An 18006-nucleotide genomic window follows, 5' to 3' on the forward strand; every position below is an offset into this window, starting at 1 on the left:
ACGTCGCTCCAGATCGGGGAGGGGTTGGGGCAGTAAGCGTCAGAAGGAGTTGGGGGCCCGGCGTCCGGCGACGCCCTTGGCGTAGGCCGACATCGCCGCCGACACGGCGGCCGGGTCCAGCTTCCGGCGCGGGTCCGCGCTCGGCTGCGGTACCTCGGGAACGAGGTGCGGCTGCGGCACCCGGCGGGGCAACCCGACCTGGGTGGCCACCGTTGTCGTCGTGGTCGCCCACTTCTCACCGGCGTCGACCGGCCAGACGACGGCCACCGAGTCGCCGTCGAAGGCGGTCTTGAACCAGCCGTTCACCGTCGGCCCGACCGGCAACCCCACCGCGGCGGGTTGCGGCTGGGCTGCTGGTTGGAACAGCGGTGCGGGTACCGGCGGCGGGGCGACCGAGCTGGACGGCACCGGAGTGCTCGCCCGCACGGTGCCGGACGTGGCGACGCCGACCGGCACCCGCCCGGCGTTCGGAGTGCGGCTGCCGGAGCCGGCCACGGGAACGTCGGCGCGGGTCACAGCGGCCATCGCCGGGCGCCCACCGGCTGCGGACGGGCGGGTCCGCCCCAGCTCGGACTCCACCGGCAGCGGCTGCTGGACCGGCCGGCGCACGACGATCGGTGCCGGCAGCGCGATCTCGGCCACCGTGCCGCCCGTCGGTCCGGGACGCAGCTCGACTTTCACCGCGTGCCGGGCGGCGAGCCGGGCGACCACGGTCAGACCCATGGCCCGCACCCCCGACACGTCGACCGAGGACGGGTTGGCGAGCGCCGCGTTCAGTTGCTCGCACCGCTGTCTGGAGAGCCCGACACCCTGGTCCACCACCTGAACGATGGCCCGGTCGGAGAGGGCGTGCCCGGTGACCAGCACCTCGGCATCCGGCGGGGAGTACCCGGTCGCGTTGTCCAGCAGCTCGGCGACCAGGTGCACGATCTCGTCGACCGCCGTGCCGGCGATCGCCAGCTCCTTGTCCACCGAACCGATGCGGACCCTGGTGTAGTGCTCGATCTGAGACAGCGCCGCCTGGATCACGTGGTCGAGCGGTACCGGCTCCTGGCGTACCCGGGAGATGCCGGAACCGCCGAGCACCAGCAGGCTCTGGTTGATCCGCGCCATCCGGGTCGCGAGGTGGTCCAGTTGGTACAGCTGCTGGAGACGCTCCGGGTCGGCCTCGTCGCGCTCGACCTCGTCGACCTGGGCCAGCATCGCGTCCACCAGCCGCTGCTCACGCCGGGACAGGTGGACGAAGATCTCCGCGATGTTGGCCCGCATCACCGCCTGTTCGCCGGCGATCCGGACCGCCTCCCGGTGCAGGGCCCGGGTCGCGGTGGCCACCTCGGCGATCTCGTCGGAGCCGGTGATCCGGAACTCCGACACCGACCGGTCGGCGACCTCGTTGGGCTGCACGCTGCCGGGTGGGGCGGCGCTGAGTTCCCGGACGACCGCAGGCAGCCGGTCGTACGCCACCTTTGTGACCGTGTTGCGCAGGGACCGCAGCCGCCGGGTGATCCGCCGGGCCACCACACCTGTGAGGACGGCGGTCAGCGCCAGGACCAGGAAGATACCGACGCCCTGGAGCAGCGCGTTACGCAGCAGTTGCCCGCGCTCGGTCGACACCCGGTCCGCCACGGCGGCGTCCAGGTCGCTCTGGATCCGGAACATCTGGCTGACCCAGCCGTCGGTGGCCTCGACCCAGGCGTTCGCGTCGACGGCGAGCCGGCCACCGGGAAGCGTCCGGCCCACCTGGTCCTGAAGCCGTTGCGCGGCGACGACCTGTGGATCGGTACCGATCTGCTCCCAACTCGCCGCCCACCCCGGTTCGGCGAGGGCCAGGAAGGCGTTCGTGGCCTCGGCGTACCGCGCCTGGGCACCGACGATCTCCTGCTGCCCGGCCGGGGTCAGCTCGCCCCCGGCGAGGCTGCGCAGCACGATCACCTGGAGCTGACCGATCGCCTCCCCCGCCTCGGATACCGCCACCGCGGCCCGGACGTCGTCGGCGATGTTCGTCGAGGTGTCGGTGGCCACGGAGGCGCGGTAGGTGAGCAGGTCCGCGACGAGGATGCGGTAGCTGAAGGCGATCGCGGACAGGGTGGCGCGAGGGCTTGAGCGGACCTGCTCGCGTACCGCGCCGAGCGCAGTCAGACCGGCGTCGATCCGTTGCAGGGCGGAGTTCCCGCTCGACACCTCGGACCTGTCGCGCTGGAACTCGACGATCTCGGCGTCGGTCCGGGCGACCTGATCGTCGAAGGCGGCGCTGGCGGCCTGGCTCTGGGTGGTCACCTCGACCGCGGCGATCACCCGTTCGGCCTGTAGGGCCCGGGCCAGCGCGCCGGCCTGAGTGGAGAGTCTGACAACGTCCTGCACGGTGCCCGCGTTGAGCACCTGCCGGACCGTACCCTCAAGGGCCAGGCCGGCGAAGGCTACGACCGCGATCAATGGTACGGCGACCAGCAGCCGCAGCAGACGGACGATGCTGCCCCGGGCCAGCCATCCCCGACGCGCTTCGGCATGGGTACGCACTGCGGCTGCCGCTGTAGCACGTGTCACCGGCGTACTCCGCCCCCTTGCCTCATCGACGTTGATCTCAGCAGGAACCGACGCAGGCGTCGGTTACATGGTGGAGGGTGGGCGTGCCTGCCCACGTCAGAGCGCCATTCCTACCACGATGTATCGGTTCACCTCTAGATCCCCACTCGCCCGCCGGTGGGTTGACTGACGTCTCGGACATGAACCGAAGGCACGATAGCGAAACTTGTTCGACCAATCGCTGTGAACGAATGGAGGAACGGGCGAGGCCCGATCCGGCTCGATCTTGTTATAGGGGTGCCAATACCCCCGTGGGGTATATGGTGGTGTCGGGAGGCGATGACATGTCCCACGACGACGCCCGGCACCACCCGGCGCAGCACGGGTCCGGCGGGCACGACAAGCACGCCGGACACGACCCGGCGGCGTTCCGCCGCAAGTTCTGGCTCAGCCTGGCGCTGACCGTGCCGATCGTGGCCACAAGTCACATGGTGATGGACTGGCTCGGCTACGACCTGGACTTTCCCGGGATCGGCCTGATCGGGCCGGTGCTCGGCACTGTGGTCTTCGGCTACGGCGGCTGGCCGTTCCTCCAGGGCGCGGTGCGCGAGATCCGGGATCGTGCACCGGGGATGATGCTGCTGATCGCGATGGCCATCACTGTCGCGTACGTGGCATCGCTGGCCACCTCGTTCGGCGCCTTCGACCTGGACTTCTGGTGGGAACTGGCCGCGCTGGTGACGATCATGCTGCTCGGGCACTGGCAGGAAATGAAGGCGATCGGCCAGGCCCGAGGCGCCCTGTCGGCACTTGCCGCCCTACTGCCCGACGACGCCGAGCGGCTCGACCCGGACGGGCAGCCGCAACGGGTGGCAGTGGCCGAACTGGGCGTCGGCGACGTGGTCCTGGTCCGGCCGGGCTCGCGGGTCCCGGCCGACGGGACAGTGGTCGACGGCCGCGCCGAGCTGGACGAATCGATGATCACGGGAGAGTCGCGGCCGGTGCCGCGCTCGGCCGGCGACCGGGTGGTGGCCGGCACGGTGGCCACCGACGCGGCGCTGCGGGTCCGGATCGAGGCCGTCGGTGACGACACCGCACTGGCCGGGATTCAGCGGCTGGTGGGCGAGGCCCAGCAGTCCAGCGGTCGGGCCCAGGTCCTGGCCGACCGGTTCGCCGCCTGGTTGTTCTACATCGCCACCGCGACCGCCGTACTCACCCTGGTGGTCTGGTCCCTGCTGGGCAATGTGGACGAGGCGGTCGTGCGGACGGTGACGGTGCTGGTCATCGCCTGCCCACACGCGCTCGGCCTGGCCATTCCGCTTGTCATCGCGCTGTCCACCGCGGTTGCCGCAAAGGCCGGCATCCTGGTCAAGGACCGACTGGCCCTGGAACGGATGCGCACTGTGGACACGGTGCTGTTCGACAAGACCGGCACGCTGACCCGGGGCGAGCACGTCCTCACCGACGTCGCCGCCACCACCGGCACGACCGGGCCTGACGTACTCGCCATCGCGGCGGCGGTGGAGGCCGACAGCGAACACCCCCTCGCCCGGGCGATCGTGGCTGCCGCCGCCGACCAGCAGCACCGGCCGGTGGCGACCGGATTCGACTCGCTGACCGGTCGTGGTGTGCGCGCCGAGGTGGACGGGACGACCTATGCCGTAGGCGGTCCGGCGCTGCTGCGGGAGTTCGACGTGACGGTCCCGGATGATCTCGACGAGCACCGGCGGGACTGGTCGCGCCGGGGCGCGGCAGTGCTCTACCTGCTGCGGCTGGGCGACGACCGGGCCGTGGTCCTCGGCGCCCTCGCCTTGGCTGATCAGGTTCGGCCGGAGGCCCGGCAGGCCGTCGCCGACCTGCGCGGGCAGGGCATCCGCAAGATTGTGATGATCACCGGCGACGCACGTCCGGTCGCCGAGGCGGTCGCTGCCGACCTCGGGTTCCGCTCCGGTGCGGACGAGATCTTTGCCGAGGTGCTGCCGGCGGAGAAGGACGACACCGTGACAGAGTTGCAGCGGCGAGGACTGCGGGTGGCCATGGTGGGCGACGGGGTCAACGACGCGCCCGCCCTGGCCCGAGCGAACGTGGGCATCGCCATCGGCGCCGGCACCGACGTGGCCATCGAGTCCGCCGGGGTGGTGCTCGCCTCGTCCGACCCACGCGGCGTGAGCGGCGTGATCCGATTGTCTCGGGCCGCGTACCGGAAAATGCTCCAAAACCTGGCCTGGGCCGCCGGCTACAACGTGATCGCGCTACCACTCGCCGCCGGGGCCCTGGCCTGGGCCGGCGTGGCGCTGAGCCCGGCGGTCGCCGCCGTGCTGATGTCGGCCTCCACGATCGTCGTCGCGCTCAATGCCCAACTGCTGCGCCGCGTCGAACTGCGCCCACCGGAGTGAGCAGGGCAGTTTCGTACAAGACCGCGTCGAGGCTCCGGACCCAGACTCGCCGGCATGGATACCGTCACCGAGCCCGTACGCTTCGACACCAAGATCGCGGTCCTGCTCCGCGACGACCTGCCGACCTGGCAGCGGCTCAACATGACCGCGTTCCTGGTCAGCGGCATCGGTCAGGCCGCGCCCGAGGTGCTCGGTGAGCCGTACGCCGACGCCGACGACACGCCCTACCTGCCCATGTTCCGGCAGCCCGTGCTGGTGTTCGCCGGCGGGAAGGAGACGATGACCACCGCCCACCGGCGCGCCGTGACCCGCGGGCTGCCGCTCGCCGTCTTCACCGCGGACCTGTTCCGGACCGGAAACGACCGGGACAACCGGGCGGCGGTTCGTGCTGTCGGCCGCGACCACCTCGACCTCACCGGGCTGGCCGTGTACGGCCCGAGGAACGCCGTGGACAAGGTTCTCAAGGGTGCCCGGATGCACCCGTGACCCGGCCGGGACGGGCGTACCGGCCGGGGTTGAAACCGAGGATCCGCTTGAAGTGCCGGCTCAGGTGTGACTGATCGTGGAAGCCGGCGGTGGCAGCCGCCTCCCCGGCCGGCACGCCCTCCCGCAGCAACCGTCGGGCGAGATCCACCCGCCGGGAGATCAGATACTGGTGCGGCCCGATGCCGAAGGCCGCGGAGAAGGCCCGCACCAGGTGGGTCGGGTGGGCGTAGAGCAGACCGGCGGCCTCCGCCAGGGTCACGCCCACCACGAAGCGTTCGTCGAGCAGGTCCCGTAGCCGCCGGGCGATCCGTGCGTCCCGCGGCGGCGGGACAACTGGCGTACGGCGGTCCAGTCGCGCCCGCAGACGCGCGACGACGAGCGCGAGATGCACCTCGGCGGCGAACTCGTCACCCGGCTCGGTCAGCCCCGCATGCAGCAGATCGATCCGCCGCCGCAGGGGTTCGTCGTCGAAGGTCGGCCGGTCCACCGCCCGACCGGCGAGGTGCTCGTCGAGCTGCCCGGGGGCGAGGTAGAGGACCCGCTTGCGGAACCCCTGCGAGGTGACCGGGGAGCCGTTGTGCGCCACGTGCGGTGGCAACAGCGTGACCACCCGCCGGAACGCGCCGTGCTCGTGGCGGTCCAGGTCGTACCGGACGACTCCCTCGTCGACCACGAGCAGCGCCCAGCTGTCGTGGGTGTGCATCGGGTAGGCGTGATCGGTGAATCTCGCGTGCAGCACCTCGGTGATCCCGCTGACCGAGGGGGACCAGACCCGTACCTGCTGTCGGCCGGACACCGCCGAACTGTAACCGCTCCGCCGGGTCGCGCAGCGGCTGTCACCTGGCCGTTGGTGACCGGGGCAACTGCGGCGGGCGGAACTTCCAGGCGGTCTCGGCCGACAAACCTGATGACATCGATCTTCGAGGGGAACTTCATGCCCAGCGCCCTGCCCCGCCGGTTCCTGCGCCCGACGGTCCTGTTCACCGGGGCCGTACTCATCGTGTCCCTGGCCGCCTGCGGGTCGTCCGGGGAGACCTCGGCCGCTCCCACGCCGTCCGCCACCGCCGCCGACGCCGCTGCCGAGGCCGGCGTGCTGGGCGTACGCGACCCGTGGGTGAAGGCCGCCGACGAGGGGATGACGGCGGCGTTCGCCACGCTCGTCAACGACGGAGACACCGACGTCACGATCACCGGTGCCGCCACCGACGTGTCAACGATGGAACTGCACGAGATGGCCATGGCGGACGGGAAGATGGTCATGCGGGCCAAGCAGGGTGGTGTAGTGATCAAGGCGCGGAGCGAGTACAAGCTGGAACCGGGCGGCGACCACCTGATGTTGATGGACCTCGCCCGGCCGGTGCGGGCCGGTGACGAGCTGACCTTCACTCTCACCTTCGCCGACGGCCGGAGCCAGACGTTCAGCGCGGTGGCCAAGCCGTTCACCGGAGCGCAGGAGTCCTACGCGCCCGGACACGGCGAGCCGATGCCGTCGATGTCGGCGAGCCACAGCCCGGCACCGTGACTCCCCCCAGCCGGCCGGTGAGCCGGCGCGGCCTGCTCACCGGCGGCGCGCTGGCCGCCGGTGGCACGCTTGCCGGTGCCGCGGCGGTGGCCACCACCCGCACCGAGCCACCGGTACGCCAGCCGGAGCGGACGCCGGTGGCGGCGGCTGTCGGCGAGGCGGTCGAGCCGTTCCACGGCGTACGGCAGGCGGGAATCGTCGACGAGCCCCAGGCGCATGCCGCATTCGTCGCCTTCACCCTGCGCCCGGCCACCGACCGGGCCGCCCTCGGGCGGCTGCTGCGGCTGCTCTCCGACGACGCCGCCCGGCTCACCCAGGGCCGACCCGCGCTCGCCGACACCGAACCCGAGCTGGGGCTGCTGCCGGCCCGGCTCACCGTCACCTTCGGCTTCGGCCCGGGCCTGTTCACCGCCGCCGGTCTCGACGACCGTCGCCCGCCCTCGGTTGCCGAGCTGCCCCCGTTCCCGATCGACAGGCTGCAACCCCGCTGGTCCGGCGGGGATCTGCTGGTGCAGATCTGCGCCGACGACCCGATCACCGTCGCCCACGCGCAGCGGGTTCTGATCAAGGACAGCCGCCCGTTCGCCACGGTGCGCTGGGTCCAGCAGGGTTTCCGGCGGGCGGCCGGCGCGGAGCCGGGCCGGACTCAACGCAACCTCTTCGGCCAACTCGACGGCACCGCCAACCCGAAGCCGGGTACGCCTGTGGAGACGGCGGTCTGGATCGATGACGGTCCGGAGTGGCTACGCAACGGCACCACCCTCGTGGTGCGGCGGATCAGCATGAACCTGGAAACCTGGGATCTGCTCGGACGCACCGATCGGGAACTGGCGGTCGGGCGACGGCTGGACAGCGGTGCCCCGCTGACCGGCACCCGCGAACACGACGAACCCGACTTCGCCGCCCTCGGTCCGGACGGGCTGACTGTCATCCCGGACTTCTCCCACCTCACCCGGGCGCACGTCACCGACGACCGGTTCCGGATCCTGCGCCGCCCCTACAACTACGACGGCGTGCCCGACGCAGCCGGCATCGCGGACAGTGGGTTGATCTTCGCGGCGTACCAGGCCGACATCGCCACCCAGTTCCTACCCATCCAGCGGCGGCTCGCCGAGCGGGATCTGCTCAACGAGTGGACCACTCCGATCGGCTCCGCCGTCTTCGCCGTCCCACCCGGCTGCCCGGAGGGCGGTTGGGTCGGTCAGCAACTGCTCGATTGACGAGGAGAATGACAAGCATGTCCAGCCCTCGACGGACGACAGCCGCCGTCCTCGCCGCCGCGCTCACCGTCGCCACCGCCCTGCTGATCGGGCCGGTCCAGCCGGCGTACGCCCACAACGTGCTGCGCAAGGCCACTCCCGCGCAGGACGCCGAGCTCAAGAAGGCACCCAGCAAGATCACCCTGGAGTTCATGCAGAAGCTGAACCCGAAGTTCACCACGATCACCCTCAGCGACGGCGACAAGCAGCAGGTGGTTACAGGTGAGCCGGAGGTGACCGGCACCAAGGGCACCGTCAGCATCGATCCCGCGCTGCCGAACGGCGTCTACACGGTCGCGTACCGGGTGGTCTCCACCGACGGGCACCCGGTGCAGGGGTCGTACACCTTCACCGTGGCCGATCCGACGGCCACCGCCGAACCGAGCCCCAGTCCGACGCCGAGCGAGCCGGCACCGCCGACGCCGGCGAGCCCGAGTGCCGAGCCGACCGCCTCGGCCGCATCCGCCAGCCCGGCCGCGAGCGGCTCCTCCGACAGCCCAGGTACGGCGGCGCTGCTGGCCGGCGGCGGGGTCCTGCTGGCCCTGGTGGCCGGCGCGGCGGTGCTGCTGCTGCGCCGCCGATCCGCAGCCCGGGGTGGCCCGGCGCGGTGAGCGCTGTCGGCGACGCTTGGGCCGGTGAGTGTCGCCGGGACGGGGCGCGGTGATCAGCGGGTCGGGCCGGACCTCGGCGGTCGGGTTCGCCGGGGGAGCCGGCGGGCTCAGCGCAGCAGCACCGGGCCGGCGTCGATCCGGGTGCGGAACAGCGCGTACGGCTTGCGACGCAGGTCCCGGCCCTGCTGGAAGCCGGGCTGCCGGTGCAACTGGTTCGCGGTGACGTAGAGGTATCCGTCCACCGCCACCGACAGGGTGTCCGGCCAGAGCAGCCGAGGATCGTGGACGACTGTCTCGTACTCGCCGTCCGGGCGCCGCCGCAGCACCGCGTTGTGCTCGTACGAGGTGAGGTAGATCCGCCCGGCGTCATCGGTCTCCAGGCCGTCGGAGCCGGTGCCCTTGTCGCCCTCGTGCACCACTGTCGCGGCGACCTCGTCCGCGCTGACGGAGACGTCGGCGAGCGCGTCGGTGGCGACGCTGTACCACTGGCGCGAGGCCAACGGACAGTAGTGGAGTCGGGAACCGTCGGCGGAGATGGCTATCCCATCCGCGCCGATCGTCACCGGACTCGGCGGCCCGTCGTCCGGCCGTTGCAGGAACGGTCGTCCCTCCACGACGGGCCGGAAGCGGGACAGTGGCTCCGCCTTTGTCGACGGGTGATCGTGCAGCCGCCGCCAGGAGGCGCCGGTGGCCAGGTCGACCACGATGATCCCGTTCGGCCCGGCGACCGCCGAATCGGTGATGTACGCGAGCCCCGCGTCACCGCGCCGCAGGTCGAAGCGCACGTCGTTGAGGTACGTGGTGGGCAGCGCCACGTCCGGCGGTAAGGTGATCACCTGGGCCACGGTGTCGTCGTCCAGGTCGATCCGGACCAGTTTGGGGCCGCCCGGTCGGGTCGGTTGGAACATCGGGCTGCCGGTGTCGAGGACCCAGAGCCGGTCGGCGGGGTCCACCACCACGCTCTGCACCGAGACGAACGCGCCCTGGTCGTCCACGCCGCGCGGCCGGTTCCACAGCTCGTCCGGGTACGGCACCTCGGCGCCGTCGCGTAGCTCCACCACGGTGGCCGGCACCTCGTCGCCCCAGCGGGGGAAGTTGACGAAGATCCGGCCGGTGTGCGAGACGCTGACGCCGGTCGGCATGGGCCCGGTGAAGGCGTGGACCAGTTCCAGCTCACCGACGGGCTCGCCGGACACGGGCTCGCTCATGTGCTGCTCCTACCGTTGGGCCACCCCCGTTCCCGTCGTCCGATGGCGCAAACGTGACAGCGCGACTTCGCCGCCCGACCCGCGTGAGGCTGCTGTCAGCCGGCGGCGGGCGGGGGTTGCCGGGGGACGGGCGGACCGGCGGTGTCCGCGTAGCCGGCGGCCTGGAGGGTGAACAGGCTGGCGTAGCGGCCCCCGGCGGCGACAAGGTCGTCGTGGGTGCCCTCCTCGACCAGTCGACCGTGATGCAGCACGAAGATCCGGTCGGCGTGCCGGACGTTTGCCAGCCGATGCGTGATCAGGATGGTGGTGGCCCGGCCGCGCCGGTCCCGAATGGCCTGGAACAACGCGTCCTCCGCACGCGGATCGAGCGCTGACGACGGCTCATCCATCACCAGCAGTTCGGCGTCGCGGAGGAAGCCGCGGGCCGCGGTGATCCGCTGCCACTGCCCGCCGGAGAGATCCTGCCCCTTGGCGAAGGTGCGGTCGAGCAGCGTCTCGTACCCGTGCGGCAGCTCGCGGATCATCTCGTCGGCGACCGCGCGGGTGGCGGCGGCCTCGATCCGGTCCTGCCGGGCCTCGGCGTCGATGTCCCCGATGGCGATGTTCGTGGCGGCGGTGAACGGCCACTTGTGGTACTCCTGGGTTACCACGGCGATGCGACCACGCAGCTCGTCGCGGTCCAGCTCGGACAGGGGCCGCCCGTTCCAGCGGATCACGCCGTCGCTGGGCGTACGCAGGGCGGCGATCATCGCTGCCAGGCTGCTCTTGCCGGAGCCGTTCTCGCCGACGAAGGCCACCGTCTGCCCCGCCTCGACGGTCAACGTCACGCGATCGACCGCCGGGGTGTCGCGATCCGGGTACCGCAGGCTCACCTCGTCCACGGTCAACACCCGCAGCCGGTCGGGTGCCGCCGCCACCACCTGCGCCGGCAGATAGGTGGCCGCGCGGGTCATGAATTCCGTGTAGTCACGGAAGTGCTGGCCCTCGGTGTAGACGCGGTCCATCTGGAAGGTCACCACCGCCAGTGAACGTTGCGCCGCCTGCACCGCGATCACACAGGTGGCCGCCGCCGCGAGCGGGATCTGCCCGTCGATGAGCAGCAGCCCGAGCAGCACGTAGACCACGCCGGTGGCGACGCCCCCGATCATGGAGCCCACCGTCACCGTCGTGGTCACCCGACGCGCCAGGGCCAGCTCGATGTCGGTCTCCACCGCCATCACCCGGTCGTACTGGTCCAGCAGGAACCGGCGCAGCCCGTACGAACGCAGCTCCGGTGCGGACGCCCGTTCAGCCATCAGCCGGTGCAGCAACCACATCCGACGCCGCCGGACCGACCCGGCGATGTAGGTCTGGTACCGCAGATGCCCCGCCCGCAGCGACGCCCACGCGTTCGGCACGGTGGCGACCAGCAGCGCCGGCAGCAGCAGCGGGTGGATCACCACCACGGCCACGGTGACCGCGACCACCCCCACCAGTCCGGCGAGCAGGTTCATCGAGGCGGGCACCAGGTCGACAGCGGAATCGGTGCCCCGGGAGGCGCGTTCCATGTCGTCGGCGAAGGCGTCCGCGTCGAAGGCTTCCAGGCGTACGGCAGTGGTCACCTCGAACAGGCCCCGTTCCACTTCCCGGCTCACTCGTGGGGTCAGCCCGTTCAGGGCGTAGCCGGTGGCGATGGCCATCCCGGAACGCGCCGCCGTCGCGGCGGCCAGCACCGCGAGCGCCGGCAGCGCCGCCACCACCTTCTCCCCGGTCGGTCCACCGGCGAACAACTCCACAAGCACCCGCTGGGTCGCGAGCAGCCCGAACGCCGACATCACGCCGGCACCGACCGTCGCCACCGCGACCACAGAGGTACGCAGCCGGTCAGCTCGCCAGCTGATCCGCAGGGCCGCCCAGATCAGCCTGGGCAGTTCGGCGAAGACGGCGAGCAGACCGGCCTGGGTCCGCGCCCGCATACCCGTTTCCCACCACATGGCCCGCATCTCGGGGAGCACCGACTCCCCGCCCGACGACCCGGCCTGCTGCGCTCGGTCACGACGCCGGGTCGACGTGGCGGCCATGGGGGTACCTCCTGGGGGTCGGCGACACGTGGCGGTCGCCCCGCCGGACGGCGGCGCCGCCGAAAATGCGGAAACCGCCGAGATAGCCAAAGGCGACCGACCAGCTACTTATAGTCACCGTCGACGCGGCAGTGGTCCAGCCCTGTCGGCGCGCCGAACCGCCCGGCACCGGAACCGCGTCCCGATCACCGTCCCCCGGCGTACTCCGGCAGTCGACGGGTTACCTGCTCGGGCGAGGGCATGCGGGCGATCTCCCTGGCCAGCGTCCACGCCGCATCCCGATGGTCGCTACGGCCGGGTAGCAGCCGGCGGGCGTACGCCGTGATGGCGTCGACGCTCACGGGCGGACGGGTCAGGCGGCACGCGGGGCGTACATGATCACGGCGACGCCGAGCAGGCAGATCCCGGCACCGGAGATGTCCCACCGGTCCGGGCGGAAGCCGTCGAAGATCATGCCCCAGACGAGCGAACCGGCGACGAAAACCCCGCCGTACGCGGCCAGGATGCGGCCGAAGTTCGGGTCGGGCTGGAAGGTGGCGACGAAGCCGTACGCGCCGAGGGCGAGCACCCCGGCGGCGACGAACCACAGCCCCCGATGCTCCCGCCAGCCCTGCCACACCAGCCAGGCCCCGCCGATCTCGGCGATCGCGGCCAGGGCGAAGAGCAGGACGGAACGCAGCACGGTCACCGCCGCACCCTACCGTCACCGGTTGGCCCACCCCGGGTTGCGGCGAGCGAGCGGCGTTATCCTCTGCACAGGGCACCCGCCGGAGGTGCCCGTGGCGGTGGGGCCCGCCACCCCGCCGGTGCGGGACAACCGCGGCGCCCGCCGCCAACGGTCCCTGCCAGGGCACATCTGCTGGTAGGGGGCAGCCGTGGGTTCACCGCAACCGCCTGTCGATCCGGATGTTGATCTCAGCGTTCCGCGTCAGCGCGCGGAACTGCGCGGCGGGACGGCGAGTCTGCTCGCGGCGATCGCCGTCGGCGGCATGGTCGGCGCGGTGGTGCGACACGGGATCGCGGTGGCCTTTCCGCACCCGCCCCGGGGTTTCCCCTGGGCCACCTTCGCCGTCGACGTCTCAGGCTGTCTGCTCATCGGGGTGCTGATGGTGCTGATCACCGAGGCGTGGACCGCGCCGCGACTGGTCCGGCCCTTCCTCGGCGTCGGCGTGCTCGGCGGGTACACGACCTTCTCCACGTACGCCGTCGAGGTGCAGCAGGCGGTGGCCGCCGGCGCGGCGCGGACCGGCCTGCTGTACCTCGCCGCCACCCTCGTCGCCGCCCTCGCCGCCGTCTGGTCGGGCGTGACCCTGACCCGGCGGGCGACCGGCGTGGGCCGGGACCGGAGCGCCGGATGACAGTCATCCTGGTGGCGCTCGGCGCCGCCCTCGGCGCGCCGCTGCGCTACCTGGTCGACCGGGCGGTGCAGGCACACCACGACTCCGTCTTCCCATGGGGCACCTTCACGGTGAACGTGGTCGGTTCACTCGTCCTCGGCGTCCTGATCGGCGGCGCCGCCGTGGGCGCGGTGCCCGGTTCCCTGGTCGCCCTGCTCGGCGTCGGCCTGTGCGGTGCGCTGACCACCTACTCGACCTTCGGCTACGAGACCATCCGGCTCTTCGAGGACGGCGCCCGTTTCCACGCGCTTGTCAACGCGGGCGTCAGCGTCGTCGCCGCACTGGGTGCCGCGTTCCTCGGGGTCACCCTCGCCGAAGCGCTGTGGGCCTGACCTCGACGGGTTCGCCCAGGGGACGCGGCGGGTAGGTTCGGATCATCCAGCCAGCCGTGATCCGGTTCCCGACGACGACGGCACCACCGGTGGAGGTGATCGGATGACTGCGACATTGCAGCAGCTCGTCGAGCGCAACGACCTGGACCTGATCCGCCGGTGGCTCGACGACCACCCGCCGCACGAGATCGCCGACGCGCTCGCCCGGCTGGACGGCGTGGCCGCCGGGGTGCCGTTCCGGCTGCTGGACAAGGACCGCGCGCTTGCCGTCTTCGAGGAGCTGGAACCGGTCGACCAGCAGAGCATCCTGATGGGCCTGCGCGATCTGACGTTCCACGATCTGGTCGAGGGGATGGACCCCGACGACCGGGCGCGGATGCTCACCGAGGCACCGGCAAAGGTTGCCAAGCGGGTGCTGGCCGGGCTGTCCCCGCACGAACGGCAGATGACCGCCGAGCTGCTGGGCTACCCGGCGGGATCGGTCGGGCAGATCATGACACCGGAGACGGTCGCGCTGCCCCGGCAGCTCACCGCCGCCGAGGCCCTTGAGGTGGTACGCCAGAAGGGGGCCGCCGCAGAGACTGTGTACGTGCTGCCGGTGGTGGACACGGGCCGTTGCCTGGTCGGCGTGGTGGAGCTGCGCGACCTGGTGCTCAGTCCCGCCGACGCGCAGGTGGCCGAACTGGTCGACGCCGACGTGCCGAGGGTACGCGCCACGGACGTGGCCGAGCACGCCGCGCGGCTGATGCGGGAGACCAACACGCTGGCGCTGCCGGTGGTCGACAGCGAGGACCGGCTCGTGGGCCTGCTCACCATCGACGACGCCGTCGAGATCATCGAGGCTGCGGACACCGAGGACGTGGCCCGTCAGGCCGGTACCGCGCCGTGGCCCGGTCACTACATGGCGGTGAGTGTGTGGCGGCTGGCCCGCTCCCGGGCGCCCTGGCTGCTGCTGCTCATCATCGCCTCGGTACTCACCGTAAACGTCCTGCAGGTCTTCGAGACCACCCTGGCGCAGGTCACCGCACTGGCTCTGTTCATCCCGCTGCTCGTGGGAACCGGGGGTAACGCCGGGGCACAGGCCACCACCTCCGCCGTACGTGCCCTCGCCCTCGGTGAGCTGCGCGGCTCGGACCTGCCGGCGGTCATCTGGCGCGAGTCCCGGGTCGGTCTGCTGCTCGGGACGATGCTCGCGCTTGTCGGTCTGGTGGTCGGCGCGGTGGTGGTCGGCGGACAGATCGCCCTCGTCGTCGGGATCTCCCTGGTGGTGATCTGCGCCTGGGCCGCCACCGTCGGTGCCACCATGCCGCTGCTGGCCAAACGGCTGCGCATCGACCCGGCCGTGGTGTCGGCACCGATGGTGACCACCCTGGTCGACGCCACCGGCCTGATCATCTACTTCGCCGTCGCGCACGCCGTCCTCTCGCTGTGACCGGGGCTCGTCGGCGTGCCCGGCCGGGGCGGCTCAGCCGAGATCGCGGCGCAGCCGCTTGTCGACGGCGACCACCACGGCGGAGGCCGCTCCGACGGCCAGGATGCGCAACCACACGTCAGGCCCGATCGGCGCGGTGCCGAAGATCGCGTTCATCGGTGGCAGGTATGTGATGGCGAGCTGGCAGAGCGCCTGCGCGGCGACGCCGAGCAACAGCAGGCGGTTGGTGAAGAAGCCGATCCGCCAGGCCGAGCGGGTCAACGACCGGGAGCTGAACAGGTAGAACGTCTCGACCACGACGAAGACGTTCAGTGCCGCGGTACGCGCCTGCGCGACGTCCGCGCCGTTCGCGTACTCCCACTGGAACACCCACCACGCGCCGGCCACCAGCAACGTGGCCACCAGCACGATCCGGATCACCAGAGCACGGGTCAGCAGCGGCCGGGCCGGGTCACGGGGCGGCCTTCGCATGATGCCGCGCTCCTTCGGCTCGAAGGCGAGCATCAGCCCGAGCAGGACGGCGGTGGTCATGTTGATCCAGAGGATCTGGGTGGGCAGCAGCGGCAGGGTGGCACCCAGCACGATGGCGACGAGCACCACCAGCCCTTCGCCGAGGTTCGTCGGCAGCGTCCAGACGATGAATTTGGTGATGTTGTCGAAGACCCCGCGCCCCTCCTCCACCGCGGCCTCGATGGTGGCGAAGTCGTCGTCGGTGAGGACCATGTCGGCCGCTTCCTTCGCCACCTCGGTGCCGGAGCGGGCCATGGCGATGCCGATGTTCGCCTGCCGCAACGCGGGCGCGTCGTTGACCCCGTCGCCGGTCACCGCGACCACATGGCCGCGTTGCTGGAGCGTCTCGACCAGCCGGAGTTTCTGTTCCGGGGAGACCCGGGCGAAGACGGTGGCCCGATCGACAGCCTCGGCGAACCCCTCGGCGGGCAGTTCTTCGAGATCCGTGCCGGTGACCACCCGGTCCGGCCGTTCCGCGTCGAGCAACCCGAGCTGGCGGGCGATGGCACCGGCCGTCGCCGCATGATCCCCCGTGATCATCTTGACGTCGATACCCGCCGTGTGGCACGCCCGGACCGCCGGGGCGGCGGCGCTGCGGGGTGGGTCGAGCATCGCCTGCAACCCGGTGAGGACCAGGGTGCCGGGCAGCGCGACCTCGTCGAAACCGTCGTCCGGGCCGTCCGGTGGCCGTACGGCGGTGGCGAGCACCCGCAGCCCGCGACCGGCCAGTTCCTCGGCCGCCCGCAACGCGGCGTCGGCGCGGAGCGGCCGGATCTCTCCATCGGCGCCCATCTCACCCCGACACATCGACACGATCCGTTCGACACCGCCCTTGGCCAGGACCACCTCGCGGCCCGTGGCCCGCTCGTCGTGCAACGTCGCCATGTACTGCCGCTTCGAGTCGAACGGGATGGTGTCCCGACGCGGATAGTCGGTCGACAGCCGGCCGTGGTCGATCCCCACCTTGGCCGCGACCACCTGCATGGCGCCCTCGGTCGGGTCGCCGGCCAGCAGCCACTCGCCGTCCTGCTCGCGTACCCGTGCGTCGTTGCATCCGGCACCGGCCAGCAGGGACCAGCGCAGCGCCTCACCACCCCGGCCGGCGTCGCGGACCTCCCCTTCCGGCCGGTAGCCGGAGCCGGTCACCTCGAACCCGGCGTCGGGGGTCCACACCGCCCGTACGGTCATCTGGTTCTCAGTGAGCGTCCCGGTCTTGTCGGAGCAGACGACAGTCGTGCTGCCCAGCGTCTCGATCGCCGGCAGACGACGGATCACCGCCCGCCGCCGGGCCATCCGGGTCACCCCGATGGCCAGCGTGATCGTGACCGCCGCCGGCAGCCCCTCGGGTATCGCACCGACGGCGAGCGCCACGGCCGCGGTGAACGTCTCGACCGCGTCCTGGCCACGGAGCAGGCCGACCGCGAAGGTCACCGCCGCCAGCACCAGGATGATCACGGTCAGCACCTTGCTGAATCGGGCCAGCTTGCGGGTCAGCGGCGTGGCCAGCGCCTCCGCCGCGCCGACCAGACGGTGGATCTGCCCGAGTTCCGTCTCGGCTCCGGTGGCCACCGCGATGCCGGCACCGCCGCCCGCCGCGATCAGCGTGCCCGACCAGACCATGTTGCGCCGGTCGGCGACCGGCGTGCCCACCGGCAGTTCCGCCTCCAACTTGTCCACCGGGACCGACTCACCCGTCAGCGCGGACTCGTCGACCCGCAGCTCGGCCAGCCGGACCAGGCGCAGGTCCACCGGCACCTTGTCGCCCGCCTCCAGCACAACCAGGTCACCGGGGACCAGGTCGTCGGAGGAGATCGCCCGCAGTTCACCGTCGCGAATCACGCGCGCCTCGGTCCGCACCATCGAACGCAGACTGTCCAGTGCCGCCTCGGCTCGCGACTCCTGGGCGTACCCGATCGCGGCGTTGATCAGCACTACCGCGAAGATGACCGCGGAATCGACGTGCTCCCCGAGGACAGCGGTGACCACGCCGGCCGCGATCAGCACGTAGATGAGCGGGTTGTGGAACTGTCGGAGGATCCGACGTAGCAGGCCGCCACCACCGGCGGCGGGCAGCACGTTCGGGCCGTAGCGGGCCAGCCGCCGGGCGGCCTCCGCGTCGCTCAGACCGCGCTGCGGATCCGTCTCCAGCAGCAGCACCACCTCGTGGGCCGACATGCCGTGGTGTTCGTCGGACCGCGACGTCCCAGCCGACTGTTCGAGCGTCACCGTCACCCCGCCGACGATCAGAGAACCGGACCCGCGCCGCCGAC

General features: G+C 71.7%; 15 protein-coding genes. 8 read left to right on the forward strand and 7 right to left on the reverse strand.

Going from position 1 to position 18006, the window contains the following annotated elements; translation table 11 throughout:
- Nucleotides 1-39 precede the first annotated feature (39 nt).
- Nucleotides 40-2544, reverse strand: a complete 2505-nt coding sequence (locus CLT74_RS19290; protein WP_099847773.1) for a nitrate- and nitrite sensing domain-containing protein — start codon at nucleotides 2542-2544, stop codon at nucleotides 40-42.
- 323 nt (nucleotides 2545-2867) lie between these two features.
- Between CLT74_RS19290 and CLT74_RS19295 the strand changes: the two genes are divergently transcribed.
- Both CLT74_RS19295 and CLT74_RS19300 read left to right on the forward strand, forming a co-directional pair.
- Nucleotides 2868-4919 (forward strand): copper-translocating P-type ATPase, encoded by a 2052-nt coding sequence (locus CLT74_RS19295; RefSeq protein WP_486582417.1) that lies wholly within the window; start codon nucleotides 2868-2870, stop codon nucleotides 4917-4919.
- Nucleotides 4920-4973: 54 nt separating this feature from the next.
- Nucleotides 4974-5405, forward strand: a complete 432-nt coding sequence (locus CLT74_RS19300; RefSeq protein ID WP_099847775.1) for a DUF2000 domain-containing protein — start codon at nucleotides 4974-4976, stop codon at nucleotides 5403-5405.
- Here the strand turns inward: CLT74_RS19300 and CLT74_RS19305 are convergent.
- Nucleotides 5380-6201 (reverse strand): AraC family transcriptional regulator, encoded by an 822-nt coding sequence (locus tag CLT74_RS19305; protein WP_099847776.1) that lies wholly within the window; start codon nucleotides 6199-6201, stop codon nucleotides 5380-5382. The genes CLT74_RS19300 and CLT74_RS19305 overlap by 26 nt on opposite strands.
- Before the next feature lie 138 nt (nucleotides 6202-6339).
- Here CLT74_RS19305 and CLT74_RS19310 point away from each other — a divergent pair, with 138 nt between their 5' ends.
- The 3 genes from CLT74_RS19310 to CLT74_RS19320 are packed head-to-tail and all read left to right on the forward strand — an operon-like array spanning nucleotide 6340 to nucleotide 8797.
- Entirely contained in the window at nucleotides 6340-6927 is a 588-nt protein-coding gene (locus CLT74_RS19310) for a copper chaperone PCu(A)C (protein ID WP_099852387.1), read from the forward strand.
- A gap of 17 nt (nucleotides 6928-6944) precedes the next feature.
- Nucleotides 6945-8147 (forward strand): Dyp-type peroxidase, encoded by a 1203-nt coding sequence (locus CLT74_RS19315; protein ID WP_099852385.1) that lies wholly within the window; start codon nucleotides 6945-6947, stop codon nucleotides 8145-8147.
- A 17-nt stretch (nucleotides 8148-8164) separates the two neighbouring features.
- Nucleotides 8165-8797: a copper resistance CopC family protein gene (locus CLT74_RS19320; protein WP_099847777.1), complete on the forward strand. Its 633-nt coding sequence runs from the start codon at nucleotides 8165-8167 to the stop codon at nucleotides 8795-8797.
- A gap of 107 nt (nucleotides 8798-8904) precedes the next feature.
- Here CLT74_RS19320 and CLT74_RS19325 read toward each other — a convergent pair whose 3' ends face one another.
- From CLT74_RS19325 to CLT74_RS19335, 4 genes are all read right to left on the reverse strand, one after another.
- Complete coding sequence (locus CLT74_RS19325) at nucleotides 8905-10005, reverse strand: L-dopachrome tautomerase-related protein (RefSeq protein WP_099847778.1); 1101 nt, start codon at nucleotides 10003-10005, stop codon at nucleotides 8905-8907.
- A gap of 95 nt (nucleotides 10006-10100) precedes the next feature.
- A complete protein-coding gene (locus CLT74_RS19330; RefSeq protein ID WP_099852390.1) occupies nucleotides 10101-11978 on the reverse strand; it encodes an ATP-binding cassette domain-containing protein in 1878 nt (625 codons plus the stop codon).
- 272 nt (nucleotides 11979-12250) lie between these two features.
- Nucleotides 12251-12406 carry a hypothetical protein gene (locus CLT74_RS30490; protein WP_158240280.1) on the reverse strand — a complete coding sequence of 52 codons (156 nt, stop codon included), beginning with the start codon at nucleotides 12404-12406 and terminating at the stop codon, nucleotides 12251-12253.
- 11 nt (nucleotides 12407-12417) lie between these two features.
- Entirely contained in the window at nucleotides 12418-12753 is a 336-nt protein-coding gene (locus CLT74_RS19335) for a YnfA family protein (RefSeq protein ID WP_099847779.1), read from the reverse strand.
- 187 nt (nucleotides 12754-12940) lie between these two features.
- Between CLT74_RS19335 and crcB (CLT74_RS19340) the strand changes: the two genes are divergently transcribed.
- The 3 genes from crcB (CLT74_RS19340) to mgtE all read left to right on the forward strand — a co-directional run bounded on the left by crcB (CLT74_RS19340) (nucleotide 12941) and on the right by mgtE (nucleotide 15226).
- The gene (gene crcB / locus CLT74_RS19340; RefSeq protein ID WP_099847780.1) at nucleotides 12941-13423 is read left to right on the forward strand and encodes a fluoride efflux transporter CrcB; all 483 of its coding nucleotides are present in this window, start codon (nucleotides 12941-12943) and stop codon (nucleotides 13421-13423) included.
- Complete coding sequence (gene crcB, locus CLT74_RS19345; RefSeq protein WP_099847781.1) at nucleotides 13420-13794, forward strand: fluoride efflux transporter CrcB; 375 nt, start codon at nucleotides 13420-13422, stop codon at nucleotides 13792-13794. Before crcB (CLT74_RS19340) ends, crcB (CLT74_RS19345) begins: the two co-directional genes overlap by 4 nt.
- A 103-nt stretch (nucleotides 13795-13897) precedes the next feature.
- Nucleotides 13898-15226 carry a magnesium transporter gene (gene mgtE, locus CLT74_RS19350; RefSeq protein WP_099847782.1) on the forward strand — a complete coding sequence of 443 codons (1329 nt, stop codon included), beginning with the start codon at nucleotides 13898-13900 and terminating at the stop codon, nucleotides 15224-15226.
- Nucleotides 15227-15259: 33 nt separating this feature from the next.
- Here mgtE and CLT74_RS19355 read toward each other — a convergent pair whose 3' ends face one another.
- On the reverse strand, nucleotides 15260-17911 hold the full coding sequence (locus CLT74_RS19355) for an HAD-IC family P-type ATPase (protein WP_099852392.1): 2652 nt from the start codon (nucleotides 17909-17911) through the stop codon (nucleotides 15260-15262).
- Between the last annotated feature and the right edge of the window lie 95 nt (nucleotides 17912-18006).

Source organism: Verrucosispora sp. CNZ293 (genome assembly GCF_002754655.1).

Bases quoted from the DNA above. Each gene is read 5' to 3' on its own strand.
- CLT74_RS19295 (WP_486582417.1), top strand. From the start codon at position 2,868: ATGTCCCACGACGACGCCCGGCACCACCCGGCGCAGCACGGGTCCGGC.
- CLT74_RS19300 (WP_099847775.1), top strand. From the start codon at position 4,974: ATGGATACCGTCACCGAGCCCGTACGCTTCGACACCAAGATCGCGGTC.
- CLT74_RS19310 (WP_099852387.1), top strand. From the start codon at position 6,340: ATGCCCAGCGCCCTGCCCCGCCGGTTCCTGCGCCCGACGGTCCTGTTC.
- CLT74_RS19320 (WP_099847777.1), top strand. From the start codon at position 8,165: ATGTCCAGCCCTCGACGGACGACAGCCGCCGTCCTCGCCGCCGCGCTC.
- CLT74_RS19325 (WP_099847778.1), bottom strand. From the start codon at position 10,005: ATGAGCGAGCCCGTGTCCGGCGAGCCCGTCGGTGAGCTGGAACTGGTC.
- CLT74_RS19330 (WP_099852390.1), bottom strand. From the start codon at position 11,978: ATGTGGTGGGAAACGGGTATGCGGGCGCGGACCCAGGCCGGTCTGCTC.
- crcB (WP_099847781.1), top strand. From the start codon at position 13,420: ATGACAGTCATCCTGGTGGCGCTCGGCGCCGCCCTCGGCGCGCCGCTG.
- mgtE (WP_099847782.1), top strand. From the start codon at position 13,898: ATGACTGCGACATTGCAGCAGCTCGTCGAGCGCAACGACCTGGACCTG.
- CLT74_RS19355 (WP_099852392.1), bottom strand. From the start codon at position 17,911: ATGTCGGCCCACGAGGTGGTGCTGCTGCTGGAGACGGATCCGCAGCGC.